This window comes from Streptomyces sp. NPDC046308 (assembly GCF_055588065.1).
Window position 1 is genome coordinate 464,465 of sequence record NZ_JBVJFB010000006.1, and the last position, 20,157, is coordinate 484,621.

22 protein-coding genes and 1 pseudogene are annotated in these 20,157 nt (G+C 72.6%); 8 read left to right on the plus strand and 15 right to left on the minus strand.

Annotated elements, in window-relative coordinates; translation table 11 throughout:
• Positions 1–49 precede the first annotated feature (49 nt).
• Positions 50–1,207, minus strand: a pseudogene (gene phoR, locus ACZ6JT_RS25595) (two-component system sensor histidine kinase PhoR); the annotation flags it as partial.
• A gap of 216 nt (positions 1,208–1,423) precedes the next feature.
• On the opposite strand from phoR, the gene phoU reads away from it, so the two are divergent.
• The 3 genes from phoU to ACZ6JT_RS25610 all read left to right on the plus strand — a co-directional run bounded on the left by phoU (position 1,424) and on the right by ACZ6JT_RS25610 (position 3,108).
• Entirely contained in the window at positions 1,424–2,101 is a 678-nt protein-coding gene (gene phoU / locus ACZ6JT_RS25600; RefSeq protein ID WP_469213160.1) for a phosphate signaling complex protein PhoU, read from the plus strand.
• A 142-nt stretch (positions 2,102–2,243) separates the two neighbouring features.
• Positions 2,244–2,393, plus strand: coding sequence for a hypothetical protein (locus ACZ6JT_RS25605; RefSeq protein WP_167344738.1), 150 nt, complete (start codon positions 2,244–2,246; stop codon positions 2,391–2,393).
• 172 nt (positions 2,394–2,565) lie between these two features.
• Positions 2,566–3,108: a DUF4262 domain-containing protein gene (locus ACZ6JT_RS25610; RefSeq protein WP_469213162.1), complete on the plus strand. Its 543-nt coding sequence runs from the start codon at positions 2,566–2,568 to the stop codon at positions 3,106–3,108.
• A gap of 37 nt (positions 3,109–3,145) precedes the next feature.
• On the opposite strand, the gene ACZ6JT_RS25615 is transcribed toward ACZ6JT_RS25610, so the two are convergent.
• Both ACZ6JT_RS25615 and ACZ6JT_RS25620 read right to left on the minus strand, forming a co-directional pair.
• Positions 3,146–3,934, minus strand: coding sequence for an arylamine N-acetyltransferase family protein (locus ACZ6JT_RS25615; RefSeq protein WP_469213163.1), 789 nt, complete (start codon positions 3,932–3,934; stop codon positions 3,146–3,148).
• Between the two features lie 150 nt (positions 3,935–4,084).
• Positions 4,085–4,846, minus strand: a complete 762-nt coding sequence (locus ACZ6JT_RS25620; RefSeq protein ID WP_469213164.1) for a phosphoglyceromutase — start codon at positions 4,844–4,846, stop codon at positions 4,085–4,087.
• Between the two features lie 174 nt (positions 4,847–5,020).
• Here ACZ6JT_RS25620 and ACZ6JT_RS25625 point away from each other — a divergent pair, with 174 nt between their 5' ends.
• Complete coding sequence (locus ACZ6JT_RS25625; protein ID WP_469213166.1) at positions 5,021–6,316, plus strand: MDR family MFS transporter; 1,296 nt, start codon at positions 5,021–5,023, stop codon at positions 6,314–6,316.
• Between the two features lie 66 nt (positions 6,317–6,382).
• Here the strand turns inward: ACZ6JT_RS25625 and ACZ6JT_RS25630 are convergent, their stop codons facing one another.
• Both ACZ6JT_RS25630 and mshA read right to left on the minus strand, forming a co-directional pair.
• Positions 6,383–6,874, minus strand: coding sequence for a type III secretion system chaperone family protein (locus tag ACZ6JT_RS25630; RefSeq protein ID WP_469213167.1), 492 nt, complete (start codon positions 6,872–6,874; stop codon positions 6,383–6,385).
• Positions 6,867–8,249 carry a D-inositol-3-phosphate glycosyltransferase gene (gene mshA / locus ACZ6JT_RS25635; RefSeq protein ID WP_469213169.1) on the minus strand — a complete coding sequence of 461 codons (1,383 nt, stop codon included), beginning with the start codon at positions 8,247–8,249 and terminating at the stop codon, positions 6,867–6,869. Before mshA ends, ACZ6JT_RS25630 begins: the two co-directional genes overlap by 8 nt.
• A gap of 275 nt (positions 8,250–8,524) precedes the next feature.
• On the opposite strand from mshA, the gene ACZ6JT_RS25640 reads away from it, so the two are divergent.
• From ACZ6JT_RS25640 to ACZ6JT_RS25650, 3 genes are all read left to right on the plus strand, one after another.
• Positions 8,525–9,358: a class I SAM-dependent methyltransferase gene (locus ACZ6JT_RS25640; RefSeq protein WP_469213170.1), complete on the plus strand. Its 834-nt coding sequence runs from the start codon at positions 8,525–8,527 to the stop codon at positions 9,356–9,358.
• Positions 9,359–9,588: 230 nt separating this feature from the next.
• Entirely contained in the window at positions 9,589–10,707 is a 1,119-nt protein-coding gene (locus ACZ6JT_RS25645; protein WP_469213171.1) for a C40 family peptidase, read from the plus strand.
• A gap of 325 nt (positions 10,708–11,032) precedes the next feature.
• On the plus strand, positions 11,033–12,412 hold the full coding sequence (locus ACZ6JT_RS25650; protein ID WP_469213172.1) for a PP2C family protein-serine/threonine phosphatase: 1,380 nt from the start codon (positions 11,033–11,035) through the stop codon (positions 12,410–12,412).
• Positions 12,413–12,456: 44 nt separating this feature from the next.
• On the opposite strand, the gene ACZ6JT_RS25655 is transcribed toward ACZ6JT_RS25650, so the two are convergent.
• The 7 genes from ACZ6JT_RS25655 to ACZ6JT_RS25685 all read right to left on the minus strand — a co-directional run bounded on the left by ACZ6JT_RS25655 (position 12,457) and on the right by ACZ6JT_RS25685 (position 17,221).
• A complete protein-coding gene (locus tag ACZ6JT_RS25655; protein WP_469213173.1) occupies positions 12,457–12,804 on the minus strand; it encodes a DUF2516 family protein in 348 nt (115 codons plus the stop codon).
• 142 nt (positions 12,805–12,946) lie between these two features.
• Positions 12,947–13,513, minus strand: coding sequence for a hypothetical protein (locus tag ACZ6JT_RS25660; RefSeq protein ID WP_469213175.1), 567 nt, complete (start codon positions 13,511–13,513; stop codon positions 12,947–12,949).
• A gap of 17 nt (positions 13,514–13,530) precedes the next feature.
• Positions 13,531–13,938 (minus strand): helix-turn-helix domain-containing protein, encoded by a 408-nt coding sequence (locus ACZ6JT_RS25665; RefSeq protein ID WP_469213177.1) that lies wholly within the window; start codon positions 13,936–13,938, stop codon positions 13,531–13,533.
• A gap of 82 nt (positions 13,939–14,020) precedes the next feature.
• Positions 14,021–14,368, minus strand: a complete 348-nt coding sequence (locus tag ACZ6JT_RS25670; protein WP_469213178.1) for a DoxX family protein — start codon at positions 14,366–14,368, stop codon at positions 14,021–14,023.
• Positions 14,369–14,527: 159 nt separating this feature from the next.
• A complete protein-coding gene (locus ACZ6JT_RS25675) occupies positions 14,528–15,298 on the minus strand; it encodes a putative protein N(5)-glutamine methyltransferase (protein WP_469213303.1) in 771 nt (256 codons plus the stop codon).
• Between the two features lie 33 nt (positions 15,299–15,331).
• The gene (locus tag ACZ6JT_RS25680) at positions 15,332–16,576 is read right to left on the minus strand and encodes a GNAT family N-acetyltransferase (RefSeq protein WP_469213179.1); all 1,245 of its coding nucleotides are present in this window, start codon (positions 16,574–16,576) and stop codon (positions 15,332–15,334) included.
• A 45-nt stretch (positions 16,577–16,621) separates the two neighbouring features.
• Entirely contained in the window at positions 16,622–17,221 is a 600-nt protein-coding gene (locus tag ACZ6JT_RS25685) for an RsiG family protein (protein WP_469213181.1), read from the minus strand.
• A 136-nt stretch (positions 17,222–17,357) separates the two neighbouring features.
• Here ACZ6JT_RS25685 and dtd point away from each other — a divergent pair, with 136 nt between their 5' ends.
• Entirely contained in the window at positions 17,358–17,783 is a 426-nt protein-coding gene (dtd, locus tag ACZ6JT_RS25690; RefSeq protein WP_319724899.1) for a D-aminoacyl-tRNA deacylase, read from the plus strand.
• Positions 17,784–17,804: 21 nt separating this feature from the next.
• Here dtd and ygfZ read toward each other — a convergent pair whose 3' ends face one another.
• From ygfZ to ACZ6JT_RS25705, 3 genes are all read right to left on the minus strand, one after another.
• A complete protein-coding gene (ygfZ, locus tag ACZ6JT_RS25695; RefSeq protein WP_469213183.1) occupies positions 17,805–18,773 on the minus strand; it encodes a CAF17-like 4Fe-4S cluster assembly/insertion protein YgfZ in 969 nt (322 codons plus the stop codon).
• A gap of 21 nt (positions 18,774–18,794) precedes the next feature.
• Positions 18,795–19,259 carry a Fur family transcriptional regulator gene (locus ACZ6JT_RS25700; RefSeq protein WP_376614532.1) on the minus strand — a complete coding sequence of 155 codons (465 nt, stop codon included), beginning with the start codon at positions 19,257–19,259 and terminating at the stop codon, positions 18,795–18,797.
• A gap of 78 nt (positions 19,260–19,337) precedes the next feature.
• Positions 19,338–19,910, minus strand: coding sequence for a heme-binding beta-barrel domain-containing protein (locus ACZ6JT_RS25705; protein WP_390789971.1), 573 nt, complete (start codon positions 19,908–19,910; stop codon positions 19,338–19,340).
• Positions 19,911–20,157: the final 247 nt, after the last annotated feature.

A 20,157-nucleotide genomic window follows, 5' to 3' on the forward strand; every position in this document is an offset into this window, starting at 1 on the left:
TTCTGGTTCAGGCAGAGGTGGAGTGGGTGTGCGGAGTCGGCGCCGGGGCCGGCGCGGCCGCTTCGGGGAGTCGCAGGGTGAACGTGGAGCCCTGGCCCTCCGAGCTCCATACCGACACCTCCCCGCCGTGCGAGGCCGCCACGTGCTTCACGATCGCAAGGCCGAGGCCCGTGCCTCCCGTGGCACGGGAGCGGGCCGGGTCCACGCGGTAGAAGCGCTCGAAGATGCGCTCGCGGTCCTTCTCCGGGATGCCGATGCCCTGGTCGGTCACGGCGATCTCGATCAAGTCTCCCCCCGGAGCCGCCACCCTGCGGCCGGCTATGCCGACGCGGGTGCGGGCGGGGCTGTAGTTGACGGCGTTCTCGACCAGGTTTCCGAGGGCGGCCGCCAGCTGTCCGCGGTTGCCCCAGACGCGCAGGTCGGCGGTGCCGCCGGCGGCCATGGTGATCTGCTTCGAGGACGCCGTGTGGCGGCAGCGGTCGATGGCCTCGGCCACGAGCGTGTCGACGCGGACGGGCTCGGCGTCCTCCAGCGGGTCGTCGTTCTGTACCCGGGAGAGGTCGATGAGCTCCTGCACGAGGTTGATCAGCCGGGTGGCCTCGATCTGCATGCGGCCGGCGAAGCGGCTGACCGCCTCGGGGTCGTCCGCGGCGTCCATGACGGCCTCGGACAGCAGGGAGATCGCGCCGACGGGGGTCTTCAGCTCGTGCGACACGTTGGCGACGAAGTCGCGGCGCACGGCCTCGATGCGGCGGGCCTCGGTGAGGTCCTCGACCAGGAGCAGCACCAGGCGGGAGCCGAGTGGGGCCACGCGCGCCGAGACGGCGAGGGCCTCGCCGCGGCCGGTGCCCCGCCGGGGCAGGTCCAGCTCCACCTGGCGTATCTCCCCGTCGCGCCGGGTGTCACGGGCCATGTGGAGCATGGGCTCGACCGCGAGCTTGCCGCCGCGGACCAGGCCGAGGGCGTACGCCGCCGAGCTGGCCTTGACCACCGCGTCGCCCTCGTCCAGTACGACGGCGGAGGAGCGGAGCACGGAGAGGACGGTGTCCACGCCGGGCGGGAGCACCGCGTTGATGTCGGGGCGCATGGAGCTCCGGGTGGGGCGGGCCTGGTCGCGCTCGCTCCAGCGGAACGCCAGCATCGCGATCACACCGGTGCAAAGACCGGCGATCGCTGCAGCTGCGGCGACCGCCGCGTTCACGTCCATGGATCCAGGTTAAGCAGGCCAGACGACACTTCCACAGCCGTTCGGGTGGCAGCTCGAACAGTCGTCGCCCAGAGTTCACCCTGGCGACGGGGTTGATTCACTTGTCATGCCGGAGTCGGACGCGTTTGCGGCTCACCGTGTCAACGTGGGGCCGAAGGCCGCCCCGGCCCGCCCCGGGCAGTACCGCAGTAGTAGGTCGAGAGAGGGACACGAGACATGCGCGACGCGTACCACGAGGAACTGGACTCGATCGGAGAAGGCCTGGTCGAGATGGCCCGGCTCGTCGGTTCCGCGATCGGGCGGGCCACGACGTCCATGCTCGACGCCGACCTGAAGCTCGCCGAGACCGTCATCGCCGCCGACCAGAAGGTCGACGACCTCCAGCACGACCTGGAGGCCCGCGCCATCGCCCTGCTGGCCCGCCAGCAGCCGGTCGCCACCGACCTGCGCATCGTGGTGACCTCGCTGCGCATGAGCGCCGACCTGGAGCGCAGCGGTGACCTGGCCCAGCACGTGGCGAAGCTCGCCCGGCTGCGCTTCCCGGACAGGGCGGTCCCGCACGACCTGCACGCCACCATCCTGGAGATGGGACAGCTCGCGCAGCGCCTGATGGCCAAGGCCGCCGAGGTGATCATCACGAAGGACGTCGACCTCGCCCTTCAGCTGGAGCAGGACGACGACGAGATGGACCAGCTGCACCGCACGCTGTTCCAGCACCTGATGGACGACCGCTGGAAGCACGGCATCGAGACGGCGGTGGACGTGACGCTGCTGGGCCGCTACTACGAGCGCTTCGCCGACCACGCGGTGTCGGTGGCCAAGCGCGTCGTCTACCTGGTGACGGGTGAGCACGCGGACGACCTCCAGCAGCCCACGCAGATCGAGGGCGTCTGACACCGGGGGGACGGCGGGCACGGCGAGCACGGCGAGCGGCGAGCACGGCGAGCCCCAATGCGCCGTTGACGCGCCGGTGCCACTGGGCATGAATGAGGCGAAGGCCGTACGACTCCCTGTACACCGCCTGCGAGGAGGAACCATGCCCGATTCCCCCGTCCCCATCACCCCGGAGCAGGAGCAGCCGCCGAGGCCGGAGCCCCTGCGCCTCCCGCTGCTCGCGGCATGCGGCTGCGGCTCGGGCTGCGGCTGCGGCTGCCAGTCCGGCGCCCCCTGCCAGTGCGGCGGCTGACCGCCGCCGTCGCCGGCCCGACGACGCGCAGGGCCCCGTCCGAGTTCCCTCGGCCGGGGCCCTTCGTGCGTACGCCCGTCCGCGGGTGTTGGTTGGGGACCCGCCCCGGCCGAGTGCTCGTCCGGACGCGGCTGATCCGGCCCCACCGGCGCGGCCCGACTACGCTCCTCGGGTGACCGACTTCCCCTGCTTCTGCCTGATCTGCGCCCCGACCGAGTTCGGCGGACCCCCGTCGGAGGAGCGGGACGCCCGCACCACGAAGAACGTCGCGGACTACGGCTGGCACGTCATGGGCGTGGCGGGCGGCGACTCCCCCGGCGACTGGGCCTACTCCATCGGCCTGTGGCACACCCTGCGCAGCCCCGAGGTGAGCGTGTTCGGCCTGCCCTCCCGGACCGCGACGCGCGTGGCGAACGCGGCGGGTGCGGCGATCCGCGGCGGCAACCCGCTCGGGCCGGACCAGCGCCGGGACGACGTCCTCGACGGCTGCGACGTGATCGTCCGGCCCGTCCACCCCAGCTGGTACTACGACTTCTTCGGCGCGGGCATCGACTTCTACCAGACCCCGCCCCTGCCCATCACCCAGCTGTTCTGGCCGGACCGGGACGGGCTCTTCCCCTGGCACGAGGAAGCGGGCGAGCACTGCCGCACGAGCCAGCCCCTGCTCTGGATCCCGAAGGAGGAGAGCACCGGCCCGTGGACCGAGGTCGCCTGAGACCGGCGGTCCGCCCGGCGGGCGGGTGCCGGCCGGCTCAGGGCCGGGGGTGGAGCGGCACGGGCAGCCGGTCGAGCACGATGCCGAACTCGGCGCGGTAGGCGGCCCGTACCTCCTCGTCGGTCGCCAGCTCCTCCTCCGTACGGTCGCCGTCCGCCGCGGTGGCGATGAGGGTGCGGTCCCGCAGGGTGATCCGGCCGCCGTCCGCGGTGAGCCGGGAGCAGACCGGCCCGCGGGTGAAGCCGGACTCCGGGCTGGTGCGGTGCCACCAGGCGCCGGTCACGAAGTCGGCGAGCACACGCGGACGGGTCTCCAGCCGGTACACCGGCACGCCGTCGCGCAGCACCTCGAGGTCCCCGTCCGGGGCCGGCCTGACCAGGAACACCCCGGCCGGATCCTTCTGCTCCCCCGGCTCGTCCAGGTCCAGCGGGTGTGCGGTGTGGTCGCCGAAACCCACGTCGGCGAGCCAGCGCCCGTCGACGCGCAGCGCCAGGTGGTCGTACGGGACTCCGAGCGCGCCGTCCTTGCCGTACACGCGGCCCTGGAGGAGCTCCACGCGGTGACCGAGGGCACCCAGCAACGCGGCGAACCCGCCGTTCAGTTCGTAGCAGATCCCACCGCGCCCGGCCGTCACGATCTTGTCGAAGACGGCGTCCCGGGTGAGGACGAGGTCCTCGCCGAGGTGGATCGACAGGTTCTCGAACGGCACGGTGCGCAGGTGGCTCAGGTGCAGCTCGCGCAGCGAGTCGCCCGTGGCCCGGGCGGGCCGCCCGGCTCCCAGGCGGCGCAGGTAGGCATCGGTCCGGACGTGGTCGAGAGGTTCCATGCCCGCCACTCTCCCCACCCCCGCCCCCGCACGCCATGCGCCATTGGGCCTAGGACCGCCGACCCCGCCTGTCCGGCGGCGGTCGCCCGGGCAGACGAAAGCCCCCGACCCGCACCGTGCGTGCGCGGGTCAGGGGCTTGATCGCGGGACTTACTTCTTCTTGCCCTGGTTCTTGACGGCCTCGATGGCGGCCGCGGCGGCCTCCGGGTCGAGGTAGGTGCCGCCCGGCTTGAGGGGCTTGAAGTCGGCGTCCAGCTCGTAGACGAGCGGGATGCCGGTCGGGATGTTCAGGCCCGTGATGTCGGCGTCGGAGATGCCGTCGAGGTGCTTGACCAGACCGCGCAGGGAGTTGCCGTGCGCGGCGACCAGGACCGTACGGCCGGCCAGCAGGTCCGGGACGATGCCGTCGTACCAGTACGGCAGCATGCGCTCGACGACGTCCTTGAGGCACTCGGTGCGCGGGCGCAGTTCGTTCGGGATCGACGCGTAGCGCGGGTCCTCGGACTGCGAGAACTCCGTACCGTCCTCGAGGACCGGCGGCGGGGTGTCGTACGAGCGGCGCCACAGCATGAACTGCTCCTCGCCGAACTCGGCGAGGGTCTGCGCCTTGTCCTTGCCCTGGAGCGCACCGTAGTGGCGCTCGTTCAGGCGCCAGGAGCGGTGCACCGGGATCCAGTGGCGGTCCGCGGCCTCGAGCGCGAGCTGCGCGGTCCGGATGGCGCGCTTCTGGAGGGAGGTGTGCAGGACATCGGGCAGCAGGCCGGCGTCCTTCAGCAGCTCACCGCCGCGGACCGCCTCCTTCTCGCCCTTCTCGGTGAGGTTGACGTCCACCCAGCCGGTGAACAGGTTCTTCGCGTTCCATTCGCTCTCGCCGTGGCGGAGGAGGATCAGCTTGTACGGTGCGTCGGCCATGCGTACGAGCCTAATGGACGGGCGGACGCGCTCGCGCGCGAGGCGGCCTCCTCCGATCGGCCTCCGATCGACCTCCGATTGACCGCGCGCGTCAATTCACTGGCGCCCCGGGACCCACCGATCGTAATGTTCACTCTGCTCAAGTGACACTTACGCTCCCGGGGGGAATCCTTTATGTCCGCTGCCAGTCTGAGACGGGCCGCCCGGGAGAGCGTCTCGGGTCTGCCCCGCGCGTTCTGGTGGCTCTGGACGAGCACGCTGATCAACCGGCTCGGGGCCTTCGTCGCCACGTTCATGACCTTGTACCTGACCCTGGACCGGGGCTATTCGGCCTCCTTCGCGGGACTGGTGGTCGCCCTCCACGGGCTCGGCGGTGTCGTCTCCTCGCTCGTCGCGGGCGTGATGACCGACCGGCTGGGGCGGCGCCCCACGCTGCTGGCCGCCCAGGCCTCGACCGCGTTCTCGGTGGCGCTGCTCGGCTTCATGGAGCACCCGGCGGCGATCGCCGCCGTGGCCCTGCTCGTCGGCATGACCTCGAACGCGTCCCGGCCGGCGGTCGCGGCGATGATGGCGGACATCGTCCGCCCGGAGGACCGCGTACGGGCCTTCGCGCTCAACTACTGGGCCATCAACCTCGGCTTCGCCATCAGCGCGACGGCGGCGGGCGTGATCGCGGAGTACAGCTACCTGGCCGGCTTCCTGGGCGAGGCCGCGCTCACGCTGACGTGCGCGGTGCTCGTGTACGTGAAGCTGCCCGAGTCCCGGCCCCAGGACGGCCCCTCGCCCGCCACCGCGGGCAGGGCGGTCACCGGCGCGGAGCAGGCGATCGGGCTCGGGAGCGTGCTGCGGGACGGACGGTTCATGGGCGTGGTCGGGCTGTCGTTCCTGATCTCGCTGATCTTCACGCAGGGCTCGGTCGGCCTGCCCGTCGCGATGGGCGGCGCCGGTTTCTCCCCCGGGGACTACGGGCTGGTCATCGCCGTGAACGGCGCGCTGATCGTGCTGTTGCAGATCCCGGTCACGGCGTTCATCGAACGCCACGATCCGCAGAAGCTGCTGGTGATCTCGGCGCTCCTGGCCGGGTACGGATTCGCGCTGACGGCCTTCGCCGGGCCCTTGTGGGCGTACGCGCTGACGGTGTGCGTGTGGACGCTGGCGGAGATCGTGAACTCGCCGACCCAGATGAGCCTGGTCGTACGGCTGTCGCCGGTGCACGGACGTGGCCGCTACCAGGGGGTCTACAACCTGTCCTGGGCGGTGGCCTCGCTGGTGGCGCCGCTGATGGCGGGGTTCGTGATCGACCGGTACGGGGCCGACTGGCTGTGGGGGGCCACCGGTGTGCTGGGGACGGTGGCGGCGGCGGGGTACTGGCTCCTGATGCGGAGCCTTCCCGGGGGTGGCGTGGTCGAGGCCGCGGGTGCGGGCGCCCGGGCCGATGCGAAGCCGCTGCGGGCTGCCGCCGAGGCGTGACGGGGCTGCGCCGCTGCCGGGGCTCCGCCCCGTACCCCGCGCCTCACCCGCCGGCGAGGCCGTCTTTCACGACGGCTGCGTCAGGTGTTTGAACGCGTCGAGGTTGTAGGTGGGTTCGCCGCGGGAGACGCGCCATTCGTACTCGCGGCGGATCGCGCTCGCGAAGCCCAGCTCCAGCAGGGTGTTGAAGGAGCCGTCCGCCGCCTCCAGGACCGTCCCGAGGAGGCGGTCCAGTTCCTCGGCGGTGACGACCGACAGCGGGAGGCGGGCCGTCAGGTAGACGTCGCCGAGGCGGTCCACCGCGTACGCCATGCCGAACAGCTTGAGGTTGCGCTCCAGGAGCCAGCGATGGACGCCCGCCTCGTTCTCGTCGGGGTGGCGGATCACGAAGGCGTTCACCGAGAGGGAGTGCTTCCCGACCCGGAGCGAGCAGGTGGTGCTCAGCTTGCGGGTGCCGGGGAGCTGGACGACGTAGGTGCCCGGGGAGGGGCACTCCCAGCTCAGTTCCGCGCCGGCCAGGGTCGCTTCGATGATTCCGGCGGTGTCAGCGTCAGCCATGGTGGGAGCGTACGCGACGGCGGTGATCATGCATGGCCGCCGTGTAGACGTCGGCCGTGCCGCTCGCCGCCGTGTCCCAGCCGAAGAACTGGGCGTGCCGCGCCGCCTCGCCGCCCATCCGGTCCGCGAGCGCGGGATCGTCCACGAAGCGCCGCAGCTCCCGCGCGTAGTCCGCCGGATCGTGCCCGGGTACGAGGATGCCCGTGACCCCGTCGTTGACGGCGACGGGCAGGCCGCCGACCTCGGCCGCGAGCACCGGCGTACCGGCGGCCTGGGCCTCTATCGCGACGAGCCCGAACGATTCGCTGTACGAGGGCATGACCAGCACGGACGCCGCCCGGAACCAGTCCGCGAGGCCGTCCTGCGCCACCGGCGGGTGGAAGTGCACGAGGTCGGCGATGCCGAGCTTCGCGGCGAGCTTCTGCAGGCCCTCCGGCTTGGCGAGGCCGCTGCCGCTGGGGCCGCCGACGACGGGGACGAAGAGGCGGCGGCGCAGCGAGGGGTCCTGGTCGACCAGGACGGCGACGGCGCGCAGCAGGATGTCGGGGGCCTTCAGGGGCTGGATGCGCCCGGCGAAGAGCGGGATGACGGCGTCCCGCGGGAGGCCGAGGCGGGCGCGGGCCGCGGCCCGGCCGTCGCCGACCGTGAAGCGGTCGAGGTTCACGCCGGGGTGGACGACGGCCACCTTGCCGGGGTCGGCCTCGTAGTGCCGGACGAGTTCGTCGGCCTCCTCGGCGGTGTTCGCGATGAGGCGGTCGGCGGCGGCCACGATCTGGGTCTCGCCGATGACGCGGGCGGCGGGTTCGGGGGTGTCGCCCTCGGCGAGCGCCGCGTTCTTCACCTTGGCCATGGTGTGCATGGCGTGGACGAGGGGCACGCCCCAGCGTTCGGCGGCGAGCCAGCCCACGTGGCCGGAGAGCCAGTAGTGGGAGTGGACCAGGTCGTAGTAGCCGGGCCGGTGGCCGGCCCACGCCTGCATCACGCCGTGGGTGAAGGCGCACAGCTGGGCCGGGAGCTCCTCCTTGGCGAGGCCCTCGTACGGGCCCGCGTCCACGTGCCGTACGAGGACCCCGGGGGCCAGCTCGACCACGGGCGGCAGCCCGCCGGTGGTGGCCCGGGTGAAGATCTCGACCTCGATGTTGATCGCGGCGAGCCGCTTGGCGAGCTCCACGATGTAGACGTTCATCCCGCCGGCGTCGCCGGTGCCGGGCTGGTGCAGCGGCGAGGTGTGCACGCTGAGCATGGCCACACGGCGCGGCTTGCGGTGGTGGCCCACGGCGGGCAGGCGCAGTCGCGGCGGCTCGTGGCGGGTGGCGCGGGCGGCGGCGAGGCGGCCGCTGAGGCTGCCGCCGAGGCGGGACACGTACTGGCTCAAGGGAGCAGTTCCTCTCGGCTCGGACGGTGTGCGCGAAACGCTCGGACGGCTTGGCGGGCGGCCTGACGGACGACCTGACGGCCTGGCCGGCGGCCTGGCGGTGGCATGACTGGATGGCATGCCTGCGAGGGCGCGTGGGGCGCCCTGCAAGGAGTGCAACCCGGATGGCGGTCCCCCGCATTCCGGGGTCTCCGGTTTTCCTCGCGGTTTCACCGTTTTTCTCGGGGCACGGCCGGGTTTTCATCCGACGCGGCCGCTCCGCTTACCCTCGGCTCATGGCCTCCCGCACCACCCCGCCCACCAGCCGCGCGCCCGGTCGCGCCCCTGGCCGCCCCGTGGGCTCGGTGACGCGCGGGACGACGAATCCGAACCGGTTGCGCCGGATGGACCGCTGGATCGCGGCCGCGCACGGGGCGGCGCTGCGCCGCGCGGAGGCGCCGGTCGCGGTGGACCTCGGCTACGGGGCCGCGCCGTGGACGGCGGTGGAGCTGCTGGCGCGGCTGCGGGAGGCGGCGCCGCGGGTGCGGGTGGTCGGCATCGAGATCGAGCCGGCGCGGGTGGCGGGGGCGAAGCCGTACGAGCGGGAGGGCCTGAGCTTCCGGCACGGGGGCTTCGAGGTCCCGCTGGACGGCGGGGCGCGTCCCGCGCTGATCCGCGCGGCGAACGTGCTGCGCCAGTACGACGAGGAGCAGGTCGCGCAGGTGTGGGCGCGGCTGTGCGCGCGGCTGGCGCCGGACGGGCTGCTGGTGGAGGGGACCTGCGACGAGATCGGGCGGCGGCACGTGTGGGTGGCGCTGGGCCCGGAGGGGGCGCGTACGGTGACGTTCGCGACCCGGCTGGGCTCCCTGGAGCGCCCCTCGGACCTGGCGGAGCGGCTGCCGAAGGCGCTGATCCACCGGAACGTGCCGGGCGAGCCGGTGCACGCGTTCCTGCGCGACTTCGACCGGGCGTGGGCGGCGGCGGCTCCGTACGCCTCGTACGGGGCCCGGCAGCGCTGGATCCGCACGGCGCGGGCACTGGCCGTCGACTGGCCGCTGGCGGACGGGCCGGGGCGGTGGCGGCAGGGGGAACTGACGGTGCGCTGGGAGGCGTTGCGCCCGGTGGGGTGAGAGCGGTGCCGGTGGTGCACCGGGGGTGCGGAAGGGGAACCGGGGGTGCGGGCGGGCCGTTGGTCCGTGAGGGGCAGGGGCACGGCGTCCGTTGGGGCGGACAAGATCGGAAAGGTATCCACAAGGGTGTCGGAATTCACCGACTCGTGGCACCATCCCGATGGCAGTGGGAAGTTACTGACGAATAGTCAGATCTGATACCAGGTCTGACACGGGTGCCTGGGGGGACCATGGGGACCGTACGGCGACGGGGCGCAAGCTCGCTCGTGCTGGTGTGCGCGCTGGCGATACTGACGACGCCGGGTCTCGCGACGGGCATGGCGTACGCGACGCCGAGCGCTCCCGCCTCGCCCGCCGCACCCACCGCACCGGCCTCCCCCCGCGATCCCGCCGCCCCGCTGCCCGGACCGGGCGGCAAGTCCCTCGAACAGGTCCGCAAGGAGATCGAGGAGCTCTACCGGCAGGCGGGCACCGCCACGGACGCCTACAACCTCGCCGAGGCCGAGACCAAGGCCCAGTCGGAGAAGATCGTCGAGATCGCCAACCTGGTCGTCGCCGGCCAGGAGCGGATCGCCACCCTCAAGAGCCGTGCGGGCGCGGCCGCCCGCGCCCAGTACCGCTCGGGCGGGCTGCCGCCGGGCGCGCAGCTGGCGCTGAGCGACAGCCCGAGCCAGTTCCTCGACGGGGCGGGCCGACTGCGCCAGGGCGAGAAGGCCACATCCGACCTCCTCTCCGAACTGAGCCGGACCCAGAGCGAGTTGCAGCGGTACGCCCAGGAGGCGAGTGACCGCTGGAAGACACTGGAGGCCAACCGGGTCAAGCAGGAGGACTCGAAGAAGCAGATCCAGGAGAAGATCAAGGCGGCGGAGGAGCTGGAGAGCAAGCTGGAGGCCGAGGCGAAGGCCCGGCTGATCCAGCTGGAGCAGGAAGCCCAGTACAAGGCGCAGACGGCGTGGCTGTCGACGGGCGCGATGAAGGACGTCAACGCCAAGGCGACGGAGGCCGGCAAGCGGGCCGTGCAGTTCGCCACGGCGCAGATGGGCAAGCCGTACGAGTGGGGCGCCGAGGGTCCGGGCTCGTTCGACTGCTCCGGGCTGACCTCGCAGGCCTGGCTGGCGGCCGGCCGGGGCATCCCGCGGACCTCGCAGGAGCAGCTGCGGCTGCTGCCGAAGGTCGCGCTCAAGGACATGCGCCCGGGCGACCTGATCATCTACTTCGACGACGCGAGCCATGTCGGCATGTACGTGGGCGACGGCGCGATGGTCCACGCCCCGCGCCCCGGCCGCAACGTGACGATGGCGGGCGCGGGCTCCATGCCGATCAAGGCCGTGGTCCGCCCCGACGCGTAGCTGCGGGCCCCGGCCCTCGGACGCCGGACCGGGCGGGCGGGCCGGACGGGCGGGCGGGCCGGACGGCCGGGCCGGGGCAACCACTGGGGCGGCCGAGGCAACCACTGGGGCGGCTGAGGCAACCACGGAGGCGGGGAAGACGTCTCGCCAGGCGGGACGGACTGCGGCCCCACCGTGACCTTTGTCATCAGTGAGGACGTTTTTCCCCCGCGATAACGGCATATGCCGGAGGCCCTGCCCCGGAACGGCATTCCGCTCGCCGGGCCGGGACCGCTAGGGTCGGCGGACGAGCGCACCCTCGGGGGGAGGGAAGGAACCGGAGACGATGTCCGTACCCGTACCGCGGCAGAGGGACACCCCGGCCACGGAGGGCGGTCAGGCGGTTCTGCACACCGCCGCACCGCCCGCCGCCACCGCCGTCGCGCAAGCGACTCCCCAGGCGACCCCACAGGCAATTCCGCAAGCGGCCCCTCACCCGGTCCCGCTGACCCTCCTGGTCATCGAGGACGACCCGGCCGGCGGTCTCACCGTCCCCGAGATCCTCGACGCCGACGGCCACCGCATCCGGCTCCGCACCGCCCGCAACCTCACCGAGGCCGAGCGGCTGCTCACCCCCGACGTGCACTGCATCCTCCTCGACCTGGCCCTCCCGGACGCCGGCGCCCGCATGGCGGGCGTACCGGCCGTGCCGGGAGCCGCCGGCGTCGGCGCCGGCACGGCCACCTCCGTGGACCGGTTCGCAGCGCTCCGCCAGGTGCTGCGCATCGCGCCCCGCCACGCCGTCCTCGTGCTCACCGGCGAGGACGACGCCGAGCGCGCCGCCGAGGCCGTCCGGGTCGGCGCACAGGACTTCCTCTTCCGGGACGAGCTGGACGGCCGGCTGCTGAGCCGCGCCATCCGCTACGCCGTGGAGAGAAAACGGGCCGACATCGCCCAGTACAAACTTGCAGAATCGAAACTGCGCGCCCAGGAGAACGCCCGGCTGGAACGCGGTCTGCTCCCCACCCCGCTCCTGGAGGGCTCCGACCTCCGCTTCGCCGCCCGCTACCGCCCCGGCCGCAGCCGGGCGCTGCTCGGCGGTGACTTCTACGACACCGTCCGCACCCCCGACGGCACCGTCCACGCCATGATCGGCGACGTCTGCGGCCACGGCCCCGACGAGGCCGCCCTCGGCGTCGAGCTCCGCATCGCCTGGCGCGCCCTGACGCTGGCCGGCCTGTGCGGCGACGACCTGTTGGCCACCCTCCAGGAGGTCCTGGAGGTGGAACGCCCGAACGAGGAGATCTTCGCCACCCTCTGCACCGTCGACATCGCCCCCGACGGTCGCCGCGCGGGCCTGTGCCTGGCGGGCCACCCGGCCCCGCTGATCTCCCGGCCGGGCCGCCGCGCGCGCCTGCTGCCGTACGAGAACAGCGGTCCGGCCCTGGGCCTGCTGCCCAAGGCCCGCTGGCCGCGCCGCCAGGTCGAGCTGGGCGGCACCTGGAGCCTGATGCTCTACACCGACGGCCTCATCGAGGGCAGGATCGGCGAGGGCAAGGAGCGGCTGGGCCAGGACGGCATGGTCGACATGATCAACCGCCACCTGGAGCGCGGGCTGAGCGGCGAGGGGCTGCTGGAGGCCTCCGTCACCGAGGCCCGCCGCCTCAACGGCGGCGAGCTCACGGACGACGTGGCCGTGGTCCTGCTCTCCCGCGCCGAGGGCTGACCGCCGGGCGGCGAGCCCCGCAGGGCCGCCGTCCGCGCCAGGGGCTAGCGGCCGCCGTTGTAGGGGCCGTACGGCCCGTCACTGCTGCTGCCGCCGCGCCGGCCACCGCGGCCGCCGCCGCCCGAGACCTGCCTGAGGGCGGGGCGCACGTCGACGAAGAACACGATGGTCGCGACCAGTCCGGCGATCTGCAGGAAGAGCATCTGCAGGAACGCGTCGACCAGGACGGTGACGCCGAGGATGACCAGCCAGAAGGTCTTGGTCTGCTTGTCGGCGGCCCGGTACGCGTCCTCGCGCGCCAGCAGCGCGATCACGAAGGCCGCGACGGCGAGCAGCAGCATGGCGTACCCGAGCAGCGGGAGCACGCCCCGATCGAACCCGTCCATCAACATCGCTTCGACCGCCTTCTCATGCCTGCGCTTCACACTTCCGATGCCGCCCGACTCCACGCTACCGGCACGGGCGCCCTCATGAACCGCAACGGGCCGGGACCCTGAAGGGTGCCCGGCCCGTCGTCGCTCACACGGTTCCGGTTCAGCCGGCGTCGTCCGCCGTGACGCCGGCCTTCTTGGCCGCGCCCCTGCGCGCGGCGGGCTTCTTCGCGGACGGCTTCTCCTCGTCGGCGGCAGCGGCCGCCGGCTCGGTCCCGGCCGCGGACGAGGCGGCCGGCTCGGCCGGCGCCTGCGGCTGGGGCTCGACGGCCACGGCGATGTCGACGATCTCCTCGGAGAACTCGCCCCGCCAGGTCCGCACGGCCTGCTCGCCGTGCTCGGCGACCCTGTCGTACGTCTCCTTGGCGCGCACCGCGTACTCCGCGGCCACGCCCACGCCGCGCAGCGCCAGGTCCTGGGCGCTCTCCCCGAGCTTCTTCGGGTCGATCGCGCCGAACACCTCGGCGACCTTGGCGGTGAGCGCCTCCTGCACGGCCTTCGGGTCCGTGTTCTTCACGGCCTCGATGCGTGCGGGGGCCTCGGCGCGCAGCTGCTCGATCAGCTCGGGCACCTTCTTGGCCTGCTGCACGGCGAGGTCGGCCGTGCCGGCTGCGAAGTAGAGGGGGGTGGGGTCGGTGAGGGTCTTCTTCAGGTCATCGGTGATGGCCATGTGCTGGTCCTCCCGGATCAACTTCGGTTCGTCTTCGACGGCATCTCGTCGGCGGGTACGGCGGGTGCGGCAGGCACGTCGAGCGCGTTCTCCTTGCGGAACGACTCGTAGATCTGGAGCAGCACCTGCTTCTGCCGCTCGTTGATGCTCGGGTCGGCGAGGATGACGGCTCGCGTCTCCACCTCGTCCGGGTCCCGCTCATCCAGGATCCCGGCCTGCACGTACAGCGTCTCCGCGGAGATCCGCAGCGCCTTGGCCAGCTGCTGGAGGATGTCCGCGCTCGGCTTGCGCAGCCCGCGCTCGATCTGGCTCAGGTACGGATTCGACACCCCCGCGGCCTCGGCCAGCTGCCGCAGCGAAAGCTGGGCCTGCCGACGCTGCTCACGGAGGTACTCGCCGAGGTTTCCGACGTTGAGCGATGCCATGCTGCGATCCTGCCGCATCGCGCTAACTATTGCAAGCATGCCGCTTGCAACAGCTCCCACACGCCCCGGCCGGCGGAACGGCTCAGCCGTTGAAGCCGAGCACCAAGGCCACGACCGCGGGGGCCGCGTAGATCACCGGGAAGGCGACGTGGGCGTACGACTTCGCCCGCAGCACCGTGATCACGGCCCCCGTGAAGTACAGGGCGATGCCGATCGCGGCGGCGATGCCCACGGCCGGTACGAACACCCCGACCACCAGGCCGGCCGCCCCGGCCGCCTTGGCGGCGCCGAGCAGGTTCCACCACGAGCGCGGGACGCCGTACTGCACCATCGGCTCCACGACCCACTGGGCCTTGAAGAAGACCGAGCCGGCCGAGAAGGCGACCATGAACGCGCCGACCAGGGCGAAAACAACGGCGGTGGTGGACATCCGAGCTCCCCTCAGACGGGCGCCGGTGCGGACTCGCTCCGGTCGGTTTCCCGCCTGCTTCACTCCTCTGACCCGCCGCACCGCACGGATGTGACAGCCCGGCGCAGTCTTCTTTCGACGGGCCCGCGGTGTTGCTCCCCGGCGGGCCCGCAGCGCCCCTCAGGCCGTGCCGATCACCACCGTGGCGTACAGCTCCTCCGAGGTGACCGCGCGGACCGCGAGCCCCGCGGACGCCAGGGCCGAGGCCGTCGACGGGGACTGCCGGGCGCTCGTCTCGATCAGCAGGTGACCGCCCGGGGCCAGCCACGCCGCCGCGCCCGCCGCGATCCGGCGGTGGACGTCCAGGCCGTCGGCTCCGCCGTCCAGGGAGACCAGCGGCTCGTGCTCCCGCGCCTCCGACGGCATCAGGCCGATCTCCTCCGTCGGCACGTACGGGGCGTTGACCACCAGCAGCTCCACCCGGCCCTTCAACGACTCGGGGAGCGCGGCGTACAGGTCGCCCTCCCACACCCGGCCGCCGTACGGGGCCACGTTGCGCCGCGCGTACGCCAGCGCCGCCGGGTCGATGTCCGCCGCGTGCAGCTCCGCGCCGCCCGGCAGCTGCGAGGCCACCGCCGCGCCCAGGGCGCCCACCCCGCAGCACAGGTCGAGCACCACCGCGCCGGGCCGGGCCAGCTCGACCGCCTCCCGCACCAGGAACTCGGTGCGCCGGCGCGGCACGAACGCCCCGGCGCCCACCGCCAGGCGCAGACCGCAGAACTCCGCCCAGCCGACCACGTGTTCCAGCGGTTCACCGCCCACCCGGCGGGCCAGCAGCTCCGCCAGGTGCCCGTCGTCCCGGGCGGCCCCGGTCAGCAGCTCCGCCTCTTCCTCGGCGAAGACGCAGCCGGCCGCGCGCAGGGACTCCACAAGTGACGTCAAATACCTCAGTCCTCAGTTTTCCGACACGGGGCACGGTACGGGTCAGAAGATGTCCGGGCACCACGGGCGGCGCGCCGTCCGGAACACCGCGTCCGCCAGCGCGACCGCCCCCGGCCGCTCCTCCGTGACCTGCCCGAGCGCGGCCAGCCGTACCGCGGAGGCGTCACCGAGGTACAGCGCGCCCAGTGCTGACACCTCCAGCCGCAGGTCCGCCGCCGCCCCGGTCCGCTCGCACGTGCCGGTGCCCGCGTCCAGCCGGTAGCGGCCGGCCGCCGGCCCCGACGCGTCGGTGACCTCCAGTACGAGCTCCCCGGGCGCCTCGTAGGTCCGCGCGCCCAGCGCCCGTGCGACGTCCAGCACCCGCACCCACAGGAAGTCCGCGGCGGTGACGATGCGGGCCGAACGCGGGTCGGGCAGCAGCTGCGGGACGAGGTCGTCGGGAGCCCGGTAGCCGGTGCGGACCTTCAGCACCCAGTCGATCGAGCACAGGAAGTGCCACAGCGCCCGCTCCGCCTGCGGGGTGAGCGCCAGCAGGTCGTGGACCTGCACGGTGTTCTGCGGGACCTTCGCGTCCGTCCAGTGGTCGTCGGCCCGGTAGCTGACCAGCCCCGCCACTTCACCGGCCGCCGTGCGGTACACCGCGAAGAACTTCTCCTGGTACGGGCGGTAGGAGATCTGCTCCAGGCCGGTACTCATGCGCCACCAGCGCTCGCTGCGGTCGATCATGCCGGGGGTGCGCGCCCGCAGCCGCTCGTGCAGCTCCGGGCCGACCCGCCGGACCTCCGCCTCGTCCACGAGGTCGATCCTCCCGCCGTCCGCGGGCGCCGACCGCCGCCGGTCCAGTCCGGTGCGCGGTACGTCGATCTCCCATTCGGCGAGGGAGGTGGCGGGTCCGAACCCGTACCGTCCGTAGATCGGGTACTCGGCGGCGATCAGCGTGGCCAGCACGTCGCCGCGCGCCCCGGCCGCGGCGAACTCGGCGGCCATCATCCGGGTCAGCAGACCCTGGCGGCGGTGGGTGGGCAGCACGCCCACGTTGGAGATCGCGGTGGAGGGGACGGCGGCCCCGCCGGGCACCGTCAGCTCCTGGGTGAAGGAGCGGAAGGCCGCCACGCAACGGCCGGTGTCGCTGTCGAACGCGCCCTGGGTGCGGGCGAAGTCGTTGTACTTGGCCCGCATGGCCACGTCCGAGTCGGTCACTCGGGCCGTGTTCAGGAACCCGGTGTTCACCGTTCGCAGCCAGTCGGGGAGTTCGGATTCGGCGATCGGCCGGACGTCAGCACTCATAGCGGGCCACGCTAATCGCCCGACCAGCGCCAGTCGCCCGATTATTCAGGCCAGCAGGTCGTCCACCTGCGCCTCTCCCTCCCGGTACCGCCGGGTGATCTCCGCACTGCAGTCGTCCACCGTGCGCTGGAGCTGCTGCCGGCGCCTCGACACCTGCTGCTCGTACCGCACCAGCTTCCCCATCCCGTCGTGCAGCTCGTCGTCGGTGCGGGCGCCCAGGTCCGAGAGCTCCACGTCGGCCAGCATCTCCGCCGCCAGCAGCCGGAACTCCTCGCTGTGCGGGGTGCCGAGCGTGACGTGCCGGGCGGAGGCGCTGCGGCTGGAGGGGGCGTCGGCGAGGATCGCCGAGAGGCGGTCCACCACCGGCGCCTCGGGGTCGGTGCGGCGGGCGAGCTCGGGGTCGCTGCGGCGGGCCAGCTCGGCGCGCAGGATGTCGATGCGGCCCTGGAGCAGTCTGCGCACATAGCTCAGATCGGCCTCGTCGCGCTGCGCGTCACGGCGCAGCGCGCGCAGTTCCGGCAGCCCGAGCGCGGTGGTCGGGGTCGGCGTCCCCTGCGTCTCGGCCGTGCGCTGCGCGGGCGGTCGTACCGCGGCAGCTGCGATGGAAGCGGGTGATGCAGGTACGGAGGTACCAGAAGTATTCATACGAACGAGTCCGTCCCCTCGACCGGTGCGGCGCACCCGCACCGCCTGCGTGCATGGTGCCACTCTCCGTGGCCCCGACGCAGTCCCACTCCACCCGATCGGCCCCAGACGGGTGCACTGCTGGTACACAGGTGGTATGCGAGCAGTGGTGCAGAGGGTGGACGGCGCGAGCGTCGTCGTGGGCGGCGAGACCGTGGGCGAGATCGTCGGCGAGGGACTGTGCGTGCTGGTGGGGGTGACCCACGACGACACGCCGGAGAAGGCGGCCGTACTGGCCCGCAAGCTGTGGTCGGTGCGGATCCTGGAGGCGGAGAAGTCCTGCAGCGACGTGAACGCGCCGCTGCTGGTGATCTCCCAGTTCACGCTCTACGGCGACGCCCGCAAGGGCCGCCGCCCCACGTGGAACGCGGCGGCGCCGGGCCCGGTGGCCGAGCCGCTGGTCGACGAGGTGGTGGCGCAGCTGCGCGCGCTGGGCGCGACGGTGGAGACGGGCCGGTTCGGCGCGGACATGCGGGTCTCGCTGACCAACCACGGCCCGTTCACCATCGTCATCGACGTCTGACGTCGGGGGCCCTCAGGGCCCTCAGGGGGCCACGACGACCTCCTGCGCGGCGGCGGTCTTGCCGACCAGCAGCGGGGCGTCCACCGGCACGTTCCGCTTGACCAGCGCGAGGGCGATCGGGCCCAGCTCGTGGTGGCGGACCGCGGTGGTCACGAAGCCCAGCTGGCGGCCCTCGTCCCCGTCGGCGGCGAGCCGGACCGGTGCGCCGTGGGCCGGGAGGACCACCTCGGAGCCGTCCAGGTGGAGGAAGACCAGGCGGCGCGGGGGCTTGCCCAGGTTGTGGACGCGGGCCACCGTCTCCTGGCCGCGGTAGCAGCCCTTCTGCAGGTGCACGGCGGTGCCGATCCAGCCCAGCTCGTGCGGGATGGTCCGGTGGTCGGTCTCCTGGCCGAGCCGCGGCCGGTGCGCCTCGACGCGCAGGGCCTCGTAGGCGAGGAGGCCGGCGGCCGGGCCGTGCGAGGCGGCGAAGGCCTCCAGCTCGGCGCGGGGCAGGAAGACGTCACGGCCGTGCGCGATCTCCCGGACGACGTGTTCCTCGGCGACCTCGGCGATGGAGCCGGCCGGCAGGTGCACGACCGCGAACTCCTCGGTGCGGTCGGCGACTTCGACGCGGTAGAAGAACTTCATGGACTCCAGGTAGGCGATCAGCTCGCCCTGGGTGCCCGGCTCGACGTGCGCCCACGTGGTCTCGCCGTCGTCCACGAGGTAGAGCGCGTGCTCGATGTGGCCGTTCGCGGACAGGATCAGCGCCTCGGTGGCCTGCCCGGCCGGCAGCTCCGTCAGGTGCTGGGTGAGCAGCAGGTGCAGCCAGCTCAGCCGCTCCGGCCCGGTGACGGTGACGACCCCGCGGTGCGAGAGGTCGACGAAGCCGCGTCCGTCCGCGAGGGCGCGCTGTTCGCCGTACAGCTCGCCGTAGTGGGCGGCGACGCCCTCGTCGCGGCCTTCGGCCTGCACGGCGCCGGGGAGATGGAGCAAGGGGCTGCTGGTCATGCGACCAAGCCTACGACCCTGCTACGCGGAAGCGGCACGCTGCTCGGCGGCGCACTTCCGGCACAGGCCGAAGATCGCGAAGTGCTTCATGTCGGTCTCGAAACCGAAGGTGGTGCGGAGCTTCGCCGTGAACTCGGCGGCGATGTCCACGTCCGCCTCGATGACGTCGCCGCAGTCACGGCAGACCAGGTGGATGTGGTGGTGCCGGTCGGCGAGGTGGTAGGTGGGGGCCCCGTGCCCGAGGTGGGCGTGCGAGACCAGCTTGAGCTCCTCCAGGAGCTCCAGGGTGCGGTAGACCGTGGAGATGTTGACCCCGGAGGCGGTCTTGCGCACCTCGACGAGGATCTCGTCGGGAGTCGCGTGCTCCAGGGCGTCGACCGCCTCCAGCACGAGCTGGCGCTGCGGTGTCAGCCGGTATCCGCGCTGCCGCAGGTCGCTCTTCCAGTCCAGGCCCGGGGTTCCATCGGTGCTCTCGGTGCTCACCACTCCGCCAGTGTATGGGTGTGAAGGGGACCGGGGGCGAGCCCGCGGTCCCCTTTCGCGCACAGCCTGTGGACGCCGCGCTCAGCGGAAGAAGGCGATGCCGTCGTCCGGCATGTCCGGGAGGTTGCGCGCCATCTCGGCGACCTCCTCGGGCGTGACGACCTTCTTCAGCTGGGCCGACATGTACGGACGCAGTTCCACGTCCGGGGTGGCCTTCTCGCCGACCCACATGAGGTCGCTCTTCACGTAGCCGTAGAGCCGCTTGCCGCCGCTGTACGGGCCAGAGGCCGCGGTACGGGCGACCGCGTCGGTGGCCAGGTCGATCTGGGGCTTCTGGTCGGCGAGCTCGCCGTACCAGACCTCGACGACGCCCTGGTCGCGGACCATGACGATCTCGACCTTGCGGTCCTTGTCGATGCGCCAGTAACCGGACTCGGACTCCAGCGGCCGCACCTTGTTGCCCTCGGCGTCGAGGACCCAGCTGCGGGAGGTGTACTCCAGGAAGTCCCGGCCGTCGTGGCTGAAGACGACCTCCTGGCCGAAGTTGCACTTCTCCTCACCGGGGAAGTCGAAGACGCCCGCGCCCTCCCAGGTACCGAGGAGGAAGGCGAGGGGGACGAGGCCCGGGTTCAGGTCGGACGGGATCTGGATCATGAATGGCTGCTCAGGCGATCTGTGGGAGGGGTTCCGGGGCGGTCTGCCGGGCCGACGCTCAGCGCTGACCCTGGTACAGCTTCTTGACGGCCAGGCCGGTGAAGGCCAGGACGCCGACGCAGACCAGGACCAGCAGGGAGGTGAAGACTGCCTCAAGCACGGGGTGCTCCTCGGAATCGTTTCGGGGCTGTACGGGGCCGGTCCCCAAGCCTACTGGCCCGGGGACCGGCGCACGGTGTGAGGTGGG

Excerpts from the sequence above, each read along its gene's own strand:
- ACZ6JT_RS25650 (WP_469213172.1), top strand. The coding sequence starts at position 11,033 with ATGTCCGTACCCGTACCGCGGCAGAGGGACACCCCGGCCACGGAGGGC.
- ACZ6JT_RS25630 (WP_469213167.1), bottom strand. The coding sequence starts at position 6,874 with ATGGCTGACGCTGACACCGCCGGAATCATCGAAGCGACCCTGGCCGGC.
- ACZ6JT_RS25705 (WP_390789971.1), bottom strand. The coding sequence starts at position 19,910 with ATGATCCAGATCCCGTCCGACCTGAACCCGGGCCTCGTCCCCCTCGCC.
- ACZ6JT_RS25625 (WP_469213166.1), top strand. The coding sequence starts at position 5,021 with ATGTCCGCTGCCAGTCTGAGACGGGCCGCCCGGGAGAGCGTCTCGGGT.
- ACZ6JT_RS25685 (WP_469213181.1), bottom strand. The coding sequence starts at position 17,221 with ATGAATACTTCTGGTACCTCCGTACCTGCATCACCCGCTTCCATCGCA.
- ACZ6JT_RS25655 (WP_469213173.1), bottom strand. The coding sequence starts at position 12,804 with ATGTTGATGGACGGGTTCGATCGGGGCGTGCTCCCGCTGCTCGGGTAC.
- ACZ6JT_RS25620 (WP_469213164.1), bottom strand. The coding sequence starts at position 4,846 with ATGGCCGACGCACCGTACAAGCTGATCCTCCTCCGCCACGGCGAGAGC.
- ACZ6JT_RS25680 (WP_469213179.1), bottom strand. The coding sequence starts at position 16,576 with ATGAGTGCTGACGTCCGGCCGATCGCCGAATCCGAACTCCCCGACTGG.
- ACZ6JT_RS25660 (WP_469213175.1), bottom strand. The coding sequence starts at position 13,513 with ATGGCCATCACCGATGACCTGAAGAAGACCCTCACCGACCCCACCCCC.
- ACZ6JT_RS25665 (WP_469213177.1), bottom strand. The coding sequence starts at position 13,938 with ATGGCATCGCTCAACGTCGGAAACCTCGGCGAGTACCTCCGTGAGCAG.
- ACZ6JT_RS25640 (WP_469213170.1), top strand. The coding sequence starts at position 8,525 with ATGGCCTCCCGCACCACCCCGCCCACCAGCCGCGCGCCCGGTCGCGCC.
- ACZ6JT_RS25605 (WP_167344738.1), top strand. The coding sequence starts at position 2,244 with ATGCCCGATTCCCCCGTCCCCATCACCCCGGAGCAGGAGCAGCCGCCG.
- dtd (WP_319724899.1), top strand. The coding sequence starts at position 17,358 with ATGCGAGCAGTGGTGCAGAGGGTGGACGGCGCGAGCGTCGTCGTGGGC.
- phoU (WP_469213160.1), top strand. The coding sequence starts at position 1,424 with ATGCGCGACGCGTACCACGAGGAACTGGACTCGATCGGAGAAGGCCTG.
- ACZ6JT_RS25645 (WP_469213171.1), top strand. The coding sequence starts at position 9,589 with ATGGGGACCGTACGGCGACGGGGCGCAAGCTCGCTCGTGCTGGTGTGC.
- ACZ6JT_RS25670 (WP_469213178.1), bottom strand. The coding sequence starts at position 14,368 with ATGTCCACCACCGCCGTTGTTTTCGCCCTGGTCGGCGCGTTCATGGTC.
- ygfZ (WP_469213183.1), bottom strand. The coding sequence starts at position 18,773 with ATGACCAGCAGCCCCTTGCTCCATCTCCCCGGCGCCGTGCAGGCCGAA.
- ACZ6JT_RS25615 (WP_469213163.1), bottom strand. The coding sequence starts at position 3,934 with ATGGAACCTCTCGACCACGTCCGGACCGATGCCTACCTGCGCCGCCTG.